The organism is Agrobacterium sp. a22-2 (genome assembly GCF_012276985.1).
GTDB lineage: Bacteria > Pseudomonadota > Alphaproteobacteria > Rhizobiales > Rhizobiaceae > Allorhizobium.
The window spans coordinates 59,601-72,830 of record NZ_JAAXMM010000017.1; the positions used below are offsets into that span (position 1 = coordinate 59,601).

Annotated in this window: 11 protein-coding genes; 3 read left to right on the plus strand and 8 right to left on the minus strand. The window is 58.5% G+C overall.

What is annotated here, in order from left to right:
- Nucleotides 1–52: 52 nt before the first annotated feature.
- Genes leuS through holA form a run of 3 tightly spaced genes read left to right on the plus strand, consistent with a single transcriptional unit; the run spans nt 53 to nt 4,248 of the window.
- A complete protein-coding gene (leuS, locus tag HFC70_RS22615) occupies nt 53–2,683 on the plus strand; it encodes a leucine--tRNA ligase (RefSeq protein WP_168475560.1) in 2,631 nt (876 codons plus the stop codon).
- Nucleotides 2,673–3,194 carry an LPS assembly lipoprotein LptE gene (lptE, locus tag HFC70_RS22620; RefSeq protein WP_168475561.1) on the plus strand — a complete coding sequence of 174 codons (522 nt, stop codon included), beginning with the start codon at nt 2,673–2,675 and terminating at the stop codon, nt 3,192–3,194. The genes leuS and lptE overlap by 11 nt, the downstream gene beginning before the upstream one ends.
- A gap of 13 nt (nt 3,195–3,207) precedes the next feature.
- Nucleotides 3,208–4,248 (plus strand): DNA polymerase III subunit delta, encoded by a 1,041-nt coding sequence (gene holA, locus HFC70_RS22625; protein WP_168475562.1) that lies wholly within the window; start codon nt 3,208–3,210, stop codon nt 4,246–4,248.
- 45 nt (nt 4,249–4,293) lie between these two features.
- On the opposite strand, the gene HFC70_RS22630 is transcribed toward holA, so the two are convergent.
- From HFC70_RS22630 to hemE, 8 genes are all read right to left on the minus strand, one after another.
- A complete protein-coding gene (locus tag HFC70_RS22630; RefSeq protein ID WP_168475563.1) occupies nt 4,294–5,172 on the minus strand; it encodes a ParB/RepB/Spo0J family partition protein in 879 nt (292 codons plus the stop codon).
- A 35-nt stretch (nt 5,173–5,207) separates the two neighbouring features.
- Entirely contained in the window at nt 5,208–6,002 is a 795-nt protein-coding gene (locus tag HFC70_RS22635; RefSeq protein WP_168475564.1) for a ParA family protein, read from the minus strand.
- A gap of 17 nt (nt 6,003–6,019) precedes the next feature.
- Nucleotides 6,020–6,655 (minus strand): 16S rRNA (guanine(527)-N(7))-methyltransferase RsmG, encoded by a 636-nt coding sequence (gene rsmG, locus HFC70_RS22640; RefSeq protein ID WP_168475565.1) that lies wholly within the window; start codon nt 6,653–6,655, stop codon nt 6,020–6,022.
- 4 nt (nt 6,656–6,659) lie between these two features.
- Nucleotides 6,660–8,543, minus strand: a complete 1,884-nt coding sequence (mnmG, locus tag HFC70_RS22645; protein ID WP_246735919.1) for a tRNA uridine-5-carboxymethylaminomethyl(34) synthesis enzyme MnmG — start codon at nt 8,541–8,543, stop codon at nt 6,660–6,662.
- A 43-nt stretch (nt 8,544–8,586) separates the two neighbouring features.
- Complete coding sequence (gene mnmE / locus HFC70_RS22650) at nt 8,587–9,903, minus strand: tRNA uridine-5-carboxymethylaminomethyl(34) synthesis GTPase MnmE (RefSeq protein WP_168475566.1); 1,317 nt, start codon at nt 9,901–9,903, stop codon at nt 8,587–8,589.
- Nucleotides 9,904–9,978: 75 nt separating this feature from the next.
- A complete protein-coding gene (gene rho / locus HFC70_RS22655; RefSeq protein ID WP_210259397.1) occupies nt 9,979–11,244 on the minus strand; it encodes a transcription termination factor Rho in 1,266 nt (421 codons plus the stop codon).
- A 186-nt stretch (nt 11,245–11,430) separates the two neighbouring features.
- Nucleotides 11,431–11,973: a protoporphyrinogen oxidase HemJ gene (hemJ, locus tag HFC70_RS22660; RefSeq protein ID WP_168475567.1), complete on the minus strand. Its 543-nt coding sequence runs from the start codon at nt 11,971–11,973 to the stop codon at nt 11,431–11,433.
- Nucleotides 11,973–13,007 (minus strand): uroporphyrinogen decarboxylase, encoded by a 1,035-nt coding sequence (gene hemE / locus HFC70_RS22665; protein ID WP_168475568.1) that lies wholly within the window; start codon nt 13,005–13,007, stop codon nt 11,973–11,975. The genes hemJ and hemE overlap by 1 nt, the downstream gene beginning before the upstream one ends.
- Nucleotides 13,008–13,230 lie beyond the last annotated feature (223 nt).

The window sequence follows — 13,230 nt, forward strand, 5'->3', positions numbered from 1 at the left end:
TTCATGGTGAAGGTCACCGCCAAATTCTCCTTGTTCCCGGAATAGCAGACAGATGAGCACCGAACGTTACAATCCGCGTGATGCCGAACCCCGTTGGCAGTCCAGATGGGCGGACGAATCCGTCTTCACCACCGACAATGACGACCCGCGCGAAAAATACTACGTGCTCGAAATGTTCCCTTATCCATCCGGGCGCATTCACATGGGCCATGTGCGCAACTATGCGATGGGCGATGTGGTAGCGCGCTATAAGCGGGCTCGCGGCTACAATGTCCTGCATCCCATGGGATGGGACGCGTTCGGCATGCCGGCTGAAAATGCCGCCATGCAGAACAACGTCCATCCCAAGGACTGGACCTACCAGAACATCGCCACCATGCGCGGCCAGCTGAAGTCGATGGGCCTGTCGCTGGACTGGTCGCGCGAATTCGCCACCTGCGACGTGGACTATTACCATCGCCAGCAGCATCTCTTCCTCGACATGATGGAAAAGGGCCTGGTCTATCGCAAGCAGTCCAAGGTCAACTGGGATCCGGTCGACCATACGGTGCTGGCCAATGAGCAGGTGATCGACGGCCGCGGCTGGCGCTCCGGCGCTGTCGTCGAGCAGCGCGAGTTGACCCAGTGGTTCTTCAAGATCACCGACTACAGCCAGGATTTGCTCGACGCCCTCGACACGCTCGATCATTGGCCGGAAAAAGTGCGGCTGATGCAGAAGAACTGGATCGGCCGTTCGGAAGGCCTGGTGCTGCGCTGGGAAATTGTGCCGTCCAGCCAGACGGCCGGCTTCTCGGAAGTCACCGTTTACACGACCCGTCCCGACACGCTGTTCGGCGCATCCTTCCTCGCCATTGCCGCCGATCATCCGCTGGCGAAAATGGTCTCGGAGAGCAATGCCGAGATTACCGCCTTCTGCGAAGACACACGGCGCGCCGGAACGTCGCTGGCCGCATTGGAGACCGCTGAAAAGAAGGGCATCGACACCGGCATTCGCGTTCGCCACCCCTTTGATCCCTCCTGGGAACTGCCGGTCTATGTCGCCAACTTCGTGCTGATGGACTATGGCACGGGCGCCATTTTCGGCTGCCCGTCCGGCGACCAGCGCGATCTGGATTTCGCCCGCAAATACGACCTCCCGGTCGTACCGGTGGTCATGCCGAAAGATGGTGACGCCGCGACCTTTGCCGTTGGCGACACCGCCTATGACGGCGATGGCGTGATGATCAATTCGCGCTTCCTGGACGGCATGACGACCGACGAGGCCTTCACGGCCGTGGCCGACAAACTGTCGGCGACAAATCTCGGCAATGCGCCGCAGGGCGAGCGCAAGGTGAATTTCCGCCTGCGCGACTGGGGCATTTCGCGCCAGCGCTACTGGGGCTGCCCGATCCCGGTCATCCATTGCGAGGATTGCGGTGTGGTCCCCGTCCCCAAGGCCGACCTTCCCGTCAAGCTGCCCGACGACGTGACCTTCGACGTGCCCGGCAATCCGCTCGACCGTCACCCGACCTGGCGCCATGTGGCCTGCCCCCAATGTGGCAAGGACGCCCGGCGCGAGACGGACACCATGGACACGTTCGTCGATTCCAGCTGGTACTACGCCCGCTTCACGGCGCCTTGGGAAGATAACCCGACCAATCCGGCCGTGGCCGATCACTGGCTGCCGGTCGACCAGTATATCGGCGGTATCGAGCATGCGATCCTGCATCTGCTCTATTCCCGCTTCTTTACCCGTGCCATGCGCGAGACCGGCCATGTCAACCTGAGCGAACCCTTCAAGGGCCTGTTCACTCAAGGCATGGTCGTGCACGAAACCTACCGCCTTGGCGAAGGCGCCGCGGGCCAGTGGGTGGCGCCGGCCGATATCCGTATCGAAGAGATCGACGGCGCCCGTCGGGCGGTCATGCTTTCGACGGGCGATGAAGTGGCCATCGGTTCGATCGAAAAGATGTCGAAGTCGAAGAAGAATGTCGTCGATCCGGACGATATCATTGCCTCCTACGGTGCCGACACGGCGCGTTTCTTCGTCCTGTCGGATTCGCCGCCCGAACGGGACGTCATCTGGTCGGAATCCGGTGTCGAAGGCGCACACCGCTTCGTGCAGCGCGTCTGGCGGCTGATATCCGAAGCAGCTCCCGTCCTGCGCGATGTCCGCGGGAATCCGGCTAAAGAAGGCGAGGGGCTTGCCGTTTCACAGGTCGCCCACCGGACGCTGAAAGCCGTTCAGGGCGACCTCGACAAGCTTGCCTTCAACAAGGCCGTGGCGCGCATCTACGAACTGGTCAATGCCCTGGCCGCTCCGCTGTCACGCGTGTCGGCCGGCTCGGCGGATCCGGCCTTTGTCGCGGCCGTCAGAAATGCAGCCGAAATCCTGATCCAGCTGTTTGCACCGATGACGCCGCATCTGGCCGAAGAATGCTGGGCGGTGCTCGGTAATGAAGGTCTTGCGGCCACCGCGCCCTGGCCGGTATTCGATGCCGATCTGGTGGCTGAGAACGAGATCATGCTTCCCGTTCAAATCAACGGAAAGAAGCGTGCCGAATTGACAATCGGACGCGATGCGGATCAAAATACCGTCGAAGCGGCAGCACTCGCACTCGATGCCGTCAAGACTGCCTTGAACGGGCAGGCACCGAAGAAAATCATCGTGGTCCCGCAGAGGATTGTGAACATTGTCATTTAATCCTTTTGCTGTCATGGCCGGCCGTTTCAGGCTTATCGCTCTATTGGGATTGCTGGGCCTTGTCGCCGGCTGCCAGGTCCGGCCACTCTACGACGAGGCCTCGGGCACCCAGCAAAGCCTGGGATCCATCGCCTTTTCTTCAGCGGACGACCGCGTCGAGCTGGAGGTTCGCAACCAGTTGATCTTTCTGGTGGCGGGCGGGGCCGGGGAGCCGGCCGCACCGGAATACACGGTCGACCTGAAGGTCAAGTCCGAGACGATCGGTGTGCTGCTGGAGCAGTCCTCCGATACACCGAGGGCTGGGCGTGTTGTCGTCAGCGCCGATTACACGCTGAGCCGCACAAAGGACGGAACGGTGCTGCGCATGGCGCATCGGCAGTCTGTGGCACTGGTGGATTTCCCTGAACAGGAATTTGCCAAGCTGCGCGCCATCCGTGATGCCGAGAACCGGGCAGCCCGCGAGCTTGCCGAACTGATCCGCGCCGACCTTGCAGCGGCCCTGAGCCGTTGAGGCGGCTCCACGCATGAGCGAAATCAAATCCCACGAATTTGATGCGTTCCTGCAGAAGTCGGTCAGGCACTACCGCCTCTTCGTGCTTTATGGACCGGATCATGGCTTGGTGTCGGAACGGGCAGCGGTCATAGCAAAGGCCTCCGGCGTCGATCTCGGCGATCCCTTCTCGCTGATCAGGCTCGATGGTTCCGACATTCAAGCAGACCCCGGACGGTTGATCGACGAGATGAACGCCTTCGGGCTGTTCGGTGGCGAAAAACTGGTCTGGATCCGCGGCGCCAACAATGAAAAAGGCCTGGTTGATGGCCTGCAATATCTCTCCGAGTCACCACCGGAAACCAGCACGCTTATCGTCGAGGCAGGGGATCTCAAGAAAGGGTCGGCCACCCGCAAGATCGCCGAGGCGGCCCGTTCAATCGCCATCACCGCCTGTTATCCGGACGACGCAAGAGCCCTGAATGCCCTGGTCGATGCTGAATTGGCCGCCGCCGGCAAGCGGATCACGCCCAGCGCCCGCAAGCTGCTGCTCGAATCGCTGGGGGGAGACCGCATCGCCTCCCGCAACGAACTGTCCAAGCTGCTGCTCTACTGTCTGCATGAGGCCTTGATCGACGACGATCACGTCATCGGTATTATCGGCGATGCCAGCGCGGTATCAACCGACCAGGCCGTCGACGCGGTTCTGACCGGCGACGCCCAGGCGCTGCTGCACGCGACCCAGAAGATCTCCACGTCGAAGACACCGATTTTCATGGTGCTGCAAGGCTGCCTGCGGCAATTCCAGCAACTGGACCTGATGCGCTGTGAGATGGATCAGAAGAAGCTGCAACCGGCGCAGGTCATGCAGACGCTCGGCCGCCAGGTGCATTTCAAACGTAAGCCGATCGTCGAGCGCGCCCTTCGCAACTGGCCTAGTACTGCCCTGGCGCAGGAAAGCAACCGTTTGCAATCGACCATTTTGGCAAGCCGCCAAAGGCCGGGCCTCGAAGACAGTCTGGCCCTTCAAACGCTTCTGGCTTTGACATTGCAATCGGCGCGGCGCAATCGCTGACCTGATCGTGCCGAGAGCCTGAAATACGGTTATTCGTGAAACGCCCTAACGGGCTTCCAACAGCCGGCAGATCTCTTCAAGCTGCTCGAGCGACTGATAATTGATCCGCAACTGGCCGCCGCCGCCCTTGTGGGTGATGGCGACGTTCAGGCCAAGACGGTCCGAAAGGCTGCGCTCCAGGGCGATCGTATCGGAATCCTTGGAAACCACACCGGCCGCCGGCTTCGGATCGTTCTGCGCCTTGATGCTGTTCTGCGCCAGCCGTTCGGCGTCACGCACCGACAGCCCCTTGGAGGCGATGGTCTTTGCCAGCGGAATGGGGTCGGATGTCGAGACCAGGGCACGGGCATGGCCGGCCGACAGGCTGCCATCAGCCAGCATGTCGCGCACCTGTTCCGGCAATTTCAACAGACGCAAGCTGTTGGCCACATGGCTGCGGCTCTTGCCGATAATCTCGCCAAGATCGTTCTGTGTGTAGCCGTGTTCGGCGATCAACTGCTCATAGCCAAGTGCTTCTTCGAGTGGATTGAGGTCGGCGCGCTGCACGTTCTCGACGATTGCCAGTTCCAGGGCCGTCCGGTCATCGACATCTCGCACGATCACCGGAATTTCCACCAGCCCGGCCAGCTGCGCAGCACGCCAGCGGCGTTCGCCGGCAATGATCTCGTAGCGGTCGCGCTCGGTCGGACGAACGACGACCGGCTGCACGATGCCATGCTGGCGGATCGAACCTGCGAGTTCCTGAAGAACGCTTTCGTCGAAATAGCGGCGCGGATTGCGGGGGTTGCGGGCGACGAACTCGATCGGCACCGTCCGGTCGGCACTGACCGCACGACTGTCGCCGACCGGCACGGGCTGGTCCATTTCGCCGATCAGGGCCGCAAGTCCGCGACCAAGGCGCCGTTTGGAAATGTCGTCACTCATACGCTAAAACCTCAAAAACCGTCTCGAAGGAACCCTCAGGCCGCCTTTCGCTGCCGCTCTCTCTGTATCACTTCCGAAGCCAATTGCAGATAGGCTTGGCTGCCGGCACATTTCAGGTCATAAAGGATAGCCGGCTTTCCATAGGATGGCGCCTCCGAAACCCTGACGTTGCGCGGAATAAGTGTACGGTACACTTTTTCACCCAGATGTGTGCGCACGTCATTGACGACCTGCTGCGCAAGATTGTTGCGCGCATCGAACATTGTGAGAACGATACCCTGAATATCAAGGCTCGGATTGACGCCGCGACGCACCTGGTTGATCGTTTCGAGCAGCTGGCTAAGGCCTTCCAGGGCAAAGAACTCGCATTGCAGGGGAACAAGCACGGAATGCGCCGCCGCCATGGCGTTCATTGTCAACAGATTGAACGACGGCGGGCAATCGACCAGAATATAGGAATAGGCGAGGCCGCCCGTCTGATCGAGCGCCTTTTTCAGGCGATAAACCCGGTCGGGCTGCTGAGAAATTTCCATTTCCAGCCCAAGCAGATCAAGCGTCGAGGGGATGATCGACAGATTGGGCACGGCGGTATCTATCGCGGCCTCTTCGACCGTGTGGCTGCCCACCAGCAGATCGTATGACGAGAGTTTGCGGTCGCGCCTCTGGATCCCGAGCCCGGTGCTGGCATTGCCCTGCGGGTCAAGGTCGACGATCAGAACCCGCTCGCCGATTGCTGCCAGCGCCGTCGCCAGATTGATCGCTGTCGTCGTTTTCCCGACACCGCCTTTTTGATTGGCGATGGTGATAATTCGGTTTCTCTCGCTAGCCATTCCGCACCCGACGATCGTTAAACCTTCAGCGCCTGATTGGTGATCTCCAAAATAACGGAATCCCTTTCCAGTGCACTTGGATGTATTACCAGATCAAACCGCCAGCGACCACGCGCTTTCTCGATTTCCGCCTGATAATCCCGGCCTTTGTGGAAAAGGCAGCGCAGATCAGGCATTTTTTTTGCCCAGGGATTCGTATAATCGAGCAGCAGATCGAGATCCGCCAGCGCGCGCGCCGAGATTGCTTCGCATTCGGTCACCTTTTGCCGCGCATCTTCAATACGGCAGACATGGATACTGCCGCGCGCACCGGTTTCGCTGAGAGCGAGACGCAGGAAACTGGCCTTCTTGTGATTGCTTTCGACCAGGTGAACCCATCCAGATCCGGCCTCGGCCAAGAGGATTGCGGTGATCACACCCGGAAAGCCACCACCGCTGCCGAGATCGACCCATTGTTTCGGTTCCGGCAGGATTTTAAAGAGCTGAGCGCTATCCGCAATGTGTCGTTGCCAGATCTGCTGTTTTGTCGATGGTGCGATAAGATTGATAGACCGCGACCATTTTTCAAACAGTGAAACGAAGTGATCAAGGCGTTCGGATGTTTCACGTGAAACACGCAATCCGATCATATCCGACAAAAGACTCTCCGACATTGAATCAACTGGCCTTTGCCAGCAACTCACCCTTCTTAAGGTAAGCCATGATAAGGGATAGCGCCGCTGGAGTCATGCCATCCACCCGCCCAGCTTGGGCAAGATTAGCCGGCCGGGCAGCCGTCAGTTTCAATCGAAGCTCGTTGGACAGTCCAGGCAAAGCCTCGAAGCTGAAATCAGCTGGAATAATCCGGACCTCATCGCGCCGAGTTGCGGCAATATCAGCGTCCTGGCGATCCAGATAGACGGAATAAGCTGCATGGATCTCAACCGCCTCCGCAATCCGATCAGACATTGGCGATAAATCCGGCCATGCGCGGTAGATATCATCCAACGTCCTATCGGGATAGGCAAGGATCTCCAGCGCGCTACGCCGACGGCCGTCCTGGTTGAGCGTCAACCCACGCTGGATCGCCTCATTGGGCGTAATGCTCAATTCCTGCAATTGCAAAATTGCTTGATCGAGGCTTGTCTTATAACTTGTGAACTTCACTTTCCGGGACGTGCTCACGCAACCAAGTGAAATGCCTAGAGGTGTCAAACGCATATCCGCATTGTCGGCACGCAAGGACAAACGGTATTCCGCCCTCGACGTGAACATCCGGTACGGTTCGGTAATCCCCCGCGATGTCAAATCGTCAATCATCACGCCAATATAGGATTCCGTCCGGCTGAACTCGGCAGGAGGCTTACCAGCTGCCAAGAGCGCCGCATTCAGGCCTGCAACAAGACCCTGAGCTGCTGCTTCCTCGTATCCCGTAGTTCCATTGATCTGGCCAGCCAGAAACAAGCCCGACAACCGTCTGAGCTGCAGATCGGATGTCAGTTCCCGCGGATCCACATGATCGTATTCGATGGCATAGCCCGTTTGCAGGATCGAGACGTGCTCCAAACCCGGCATCGTACGGATAAAGGCCTCCTGGACCTCTTCCGGCAGCGATGTCGAAATGCCGTTGGGATAGACGGTATGGTCATCGAGGCCCTCAGGCTCCAGGAAAACCTGGTGTCCGTCCCGGTCCCCAAACCGCATGATCTTGTCCTCGATGGACGGGCAATAGCGCGGACCAACCCCTTCGATCTGGCCGGAATACATGGCAGACAGGTGGATATTGTCTCGAATGAGCTGGTGGGTCGCCGGCGTGGTGCGGGTAATTCCGCACTCTATCTGTGGCGTGGTAATTTTATCCGTCATGAAGGAAAACGGCACAGGCACCTCATCGGCCGCCTGTGTGTCCAGCACGGCCCAATCGATCGTCCGCCCATCCAGGCGCGCCGGAGTTCCCGTCTTCAGACGACCAAGCCGAAGTCCCAAGCGTGCCAGCCTGTCACTCAAGCCAACAGACGGCGCCTCTCCGACCCGACCGGCCGGAATTTTTCGGTTGCCGATATGGATCAAACCGCGAAGGAACGTGCCACTGGTCAAAACCACCGTGCGTGCGCCGATCTCCCGGCCATCATTCAGAACCACGCCGCTAACGTGATTCGGCTCCTGTTGCAGGAGATCGAAAACGTCCCCCTCGATGATATCGAGGTTTTCGATCTCGAGAAGCGCCGCTTGCATGGCCGCCTTATAGAGCTTTCTATCGGCCTGCGTGCGCGGGCCGCGCACTGCCGGGCCTTTTTTTCGATTGAGAAGGCGAAACTGGATGCCGGCCGAGTCTGCACAACGGCCCATCAGCCCGTCAAGCGCATCGATTTCGCGAACCAAGTGACCTTTTCCAAGGCCCCCAATGGCAGGATTGCACGACATAGTGCCGATCGTTTCGGCTTTATGGGTAACCAGCGCTGTAGCAGCGCCCATGCGGGCCGCGGCGGCGGCGGCTTCGCAGCCGGCATGCCCGCCACCGATCACAAGCACATCATATTGCTTTTTCATCACTTTAGCCATCAGCCCAATTGCGCCAAATCTTCGTCGTAGTGTTTCACGTGAATCATTTCCCGATGCAAAATTCCGAGAAGATCTTTCCCAATAACGTTTCGACATCGACTCGACCGACGACCCGTCCAAGTGCCTCTGCAGACTGACGCAAATGCTCGGCGCGCAGCTCAAGGCCCTTTGCATCATCAAGCGCCAGGTCGATTTCGTCCAAGGCCGTCTGCAAAAACTGCCGTTGACGAATCCGGCTAGGGATAGCCAACGACCCACCATCAACACGACCCTTCACCGCAGACAGTATCAAATTGCGAACGGCGCCGACATCCTCGTCCCTTAAAGTCGAGATACAGATATCGAACCGATCCGATCGTTCCGCACCGCCTAGGTCACGCTTGGTGCCGACATTAAATTTCGGACCCGAAATGTCTGTCTGCTCAGCAACCTGATCGGTGGACATATCTGAGAGGAGCAACACCAGATCCGCCTCATCGATCTTTTGCTGCGCCCGGCGGATCCCCTCGCGTTCGACAACATCTGCCGTCTCCCGGATGCCTGCGGTGTCATACAGCTTAACCGCATAGCCTTCAATATCGAGATCGCACTGGATGACATCACGCGTCGTTCCCGCATATTCGGTGACGATGGCGATATCGCGGCGGGCAAGGGCATTCATCAGACTCGACTTGCCGGCATTTGGGGGGCCGGCAATGACAACCTTGAACCCGTCCCGAATGATCTCGCCGCGCTTTTCGTCATCTACGTTGCGGGAAATCTCGTCCCGAAGAATCACCAGAGATGCCCACACCCGATCGGACACCGCACCAGGCACATCGCTCTCATCGGCGAAATCCAGCTCCGCCTCAATCAACGCGCGGGCCGTCAACAACCGCTCACGCCAATCGTCAAACACTTTCGAAACATTGCCCAGGCTTTGCTCGATAGCCAACCGCCGTTGCATCTCTGTCTCGGCAACCAGCAGGTCGGCAAGGCCCTCGATCTCGACCAGATCGACCTTGCCGTTCTCAAATGCCCGACGGGAAAACTCGCCGGCCTCCGCCAGGCGACAACCGTCAAAACCCTGTAATTCTTCAAGCAGAGCCGAAATTACCGCCTTGCTGCCGTGAAGATGCAGTTCGGCGCAGTCCTCGCCGGTAAATGACCGGGGTCCGGGAAAGACAACAACCAACCCACGATCGAGAACAAGACCGTTGCGGGAGCGAATCGACCTCAAGGCGAACTCACGCGAGGCAGGAAGATCGCCGAACAAGTCCGTACAAACGGACAGTGTCCGCGGCCCACTGATACGAACCACCGCCACGCCAGAGGGCAAGGAGCCCGACGACAGCGCAAATATGGTATCCTGATGGGACATGACAATCCTCGCCGGCAGCCTGCCTGTCAAACCCGCTCCGATCGCGCGATGTATAAACAGGCAGGGTCAGCCCAACTAGGTGTTCATCGAATCGAAGAAATCGCCGTTCGTCTTGGTCTGTTTGAGTTTGTCGATCAGGAACTCGATGGCGTCGGTCGTGCCCATCGGCGCCAGGATACGACGCAGCACGAAGATCTTCTGCAGGTCCTGACGCGGCACGAGTAGGTCTTCCTTGCGGGTGCCGGATTTCAGAATGTCCATCGACGGGAAGATGCGCTTGTCGGCGACCTTGCGATCGAGCACGATTTCCGAGTTGCCGGTGCCCTTGAACTCTTCGAAGATGACTTCGTCCATGCGGCTGCCGGTGTCGATCAGCGCTGTCGCAATGATGGTCAGCGAGCCGCCTTCCTCGATATTGCGTGCCGCACCAAAGAAACGCTTCGGCCGCTGCAGGGCATTGGCGTCCACACCACCGGTCAGGACCTTGCCGGAGGAGGGGACAACGGTGTTATAGGCGCGCCCCAGACGGGTGATCGAATCCAGAAGAATCACCACATCACGGCCGTGCTCGACCAGACGCTTGGCCTTCTCGATGACCATTTCGGCCACCTGGACATGCCGGACCGCCGGTTCGTCGAAGGTGGAAGAGACGACTTCGCCGCGCACTGAGCGCTGCATATCCGTCACTTCTTCCGGCCGCTCGTCGATCAACAGCACGATCAGATAACATTCCGGATGATTGGCAGTGATGGAATGGGCAATGTTCTGCAGCAGAACGGTCTTACCCGTCCGCGGCGGTGCGACGATCAAGCCGCGCTGGCCCTTGCCGAGCGGCGCGATCAGGTCGATGACGCGCGCCGACAGATCCTTGGAGGTCGGCACTTCCAGTTCCATCTTGAAGCGCTCGTTCGGATAAAGCGGCGTCAGATTGTCGAAATGCACCTTGTGGCGGATCTTTTCAGGGTCTTCGAAATTGATCGTATTGACCTTGAGCAGGGCAAAATAGCGCTCGCCTTCCTTCGGACCGCGGATAGGCCCTTCCACCGTGTCGCCGGTCTTCAGCGAAAAACGGCGGATCTGTGAAGGGGAGATATAGATATCGTCCGGGCCTGGCAGATAATTGGCATTTGCCGACCGCAGGAAGCCGAAGCCATCCTGTAGCACTTCGACGACGCCCTCGCCGATGATCTCGACGTCCTGGCTCGCCAGCATCTTCAGAATGGCGAACATCAGCTCCTGCTTGCGCATCGTGCTGGCGTTTTCGACCTCGAGAGATTCGGCAAAGGTCAAGAGATCGGTCGGAGACTTGCTCTTAAGTTCTTGTAGCTTCATTTCAGCCATGAAGGGGGACCACATTCGATTTAAAGGGAAGGGCGTGCCGGGGGACATCGGTACTATCGCGAGAAACCGCAAATGACTGAATGTTATGCAAGCCGCGTAGGATAAGGTTGCCGGAAAATAGCGATTCACCTGGCTGGCTGCAAGGGAAAAGCAAAAATTCTCTCAAATAATAACAAATCCCATACGCTAAAACGGTTTTACGATGACCAGTATGACGATTGCGATCATCAGCACGGTCGGAACCTCGTTCATCAGCCGCCAGAAACGCGCCGTCCTGACATATTGGCCACGCTGGAAAGCCTTGACCGCCCGCGAGAAATAGAAATGCACCGCCGTCAGTCCGACCACGGCCGCAATCTTCGCATGCAGCCATCCGCCCATGAAGCCATAGGCGGCCCAGGCCAGATATAGCCCCAGCAGCCAGGAGAGACCCATGGCCGGATGCATGATGACCTTCATCAGCCGCTGTTCCATGATGCTGAAGGTCTCGGCCTGAACCGAACCTTTGTCCGCATCCATATGGTAGATGAAAAGCCGCGGCATGTAGAGCAGCCCGGCCATCCAGGAGATCACTGCAATCACATGCAGCGCCTTCAGCCAGAGGAAAGCGCGCTCCTTGCCGATCAAGAACAACAGGCCGGCAAAGCCGACAAACACGACCAGAGCGATTGAGGCGCGCAATCGCGCCTTGCGACCGGCCCCGGTTCCTGTTTCGCCCTCGCTTTTCATCAGCGGGCAATCCCCCGCACCCGATTGACCAGAGCCGCAACGGTCTCCGGATCGGCTTGCGGCGTGATGCCGTGACCCAGATTGAAGATCAGCGGGCCATGGCCCAGCGCATTCAGGATACGATCGATCCCCTCTTCGAGCGCCTTGCCTCCAGCCACGACCCGCATCGGATCGAGATTGCCCTGGATCGGCCCGTCTTTCTGCAGTTCCTCGGCAAATGACAAAGGCACAGTCCAGTCCAGACCGATGGCCGTCGCATCCGTCTTCTGCCGATAGGTTTTCAGCAATATCCCGGCGCCCTTGGCAAAGGCGATCACCTTGGCACCCGGGCGGCGGGCACGCACAGACGCGATCATGCGCTGCACCGGCCTGCAACAGAAGGCGTCGAATTCCTCTTCACCAAGCACACCGGCCCAGGAATCGAAGATCTGCACCGCATCCGCACCGGCATCGATCTGGGCGACCAGATAGTCGGCCGATAGATCCGCCAGAAACATCAGCAGCTGCTCGAAAGCCTTCGGGTATCGATAGGCAAAAAGTCGAGCCGGCGCCTGATCGCTCGTTCCATGGCCGGCGATCATATAGGTAGCGACGGTCCAGGGCGCTCCACAGAACCCGAGAAGTGTTGTTTCTGACGGCAGGTCGTGCCGCAATCTCCCGAGTGTCTCGAACACGGGCGCCAGATGCTGAAGGGCGTTGTCGTCCTTCAATGCAAAAATGCCGGCTTCGTCGATCGGATCCATCTGCGGACCATGACCTTCGGTAAACGTCACATTCCGATGCAGCGCATCCGGGATCACGAGAATATCGGAAAACAGGATGGCCGCGTCGAATCCGTAGCGACGGATGGGTTGCAACGTGACTTCGACGGCATGGTCCGGCGAATAACAGAGATCCAGAAAACTTCCCGCTTGAGCCCGTGTCTTGCGATATTCCGGAAGATAGCGACCGGCCTGACGCATCAGCCAGACCGGCGGCGGCGAGATCGTCTTGCCATTCAAGACGTCGATGATCTTTCGGTTCGTATCGCTCAAGGTCGATGGCCCTTTAAATTATAAAAGATAAGATTCTTCTTCTTCTATTTCTAAGAGTCTGTGACTATCAAGGCTTATCAATGGTCCACAGGTTAACCACTCCTCGGTGTGGCATCGTTCATCAGCGGGAAGATCTTTGATGGGATTTCATAGGTTCTGCGGATGAAATCGATTCAGATAAAAATATCAGTCATTTGAGAAGAAGCATCTGTGATGACAGTCT

What these genes read in the sequence shown, in the direction of transcription:
- leuS (WP_168475560.1), top strand. Translation starts at nt 53, where the DNA reads ATGAGCACCGAACGTTACAATCCGCGTGATGCCGAACCCCGTTGGCAG.
- holA (WP_168475562.1), top strand. Translation starts at nt 3,208, where the DNA reads ATGAGCGAAATCAAATCCCACGAATTTGATGCGTTCCTGCAGAAGTCG.
- HFC70_RS22630 (WP_168475563.1), bottom strand. Translation starts at nt 5,172, where the DNA reads ATGAGTGACGACATTTCCAAACGGCGCCTTGGTCGCGGACTTGCGGCC.
- HFC70_RS22635 (WP_168475564.1), bottom strand. Translation starts at nt 6,002, where the DNA reads ATGGCTAGCGAGAGAAACCGAATTATCACCATCGCCAATCAAAAAGGC.
- rsmG (WP_168475565.1), bottom strand. Translation starts at nt 6,655, where the DNA reads ATGTCGGAGAGTCTTTTGTCGGATATGATCGGATTGCGTGTTTCACGT.
- mnmG (WP_246735919.1), bottom strand. Translation starts at nt 8,543, where the DNA reads ATGGCTAAAGTGATGAAAAAGCAATATGATGTGCTTGTGATCGGTGGC.
- mnmE (WP_168475566.1), bottom strand. Translation starts at nt 9,903, where the DNA reads ATGTCCCATCAGGATACCATATTTGCGCTGTCGTCGGGCTCCTTGCCC.
- rho (WP_210259397.1), bottom strand. Translation starts at nt 11,244, where the DNA reads ATGGCTGAAATGAAGCTACAAGAACTTAAGAGCAAGTCTCCGACCGAT.
- hemJ (WP_168475567.1), bottom strand. Translation starts at nt 11,973, where the DNA reads ATGAAAAGCGAGGGCGAAACAGGAACCGGGGCCGGTCGCAAGGCGCGA.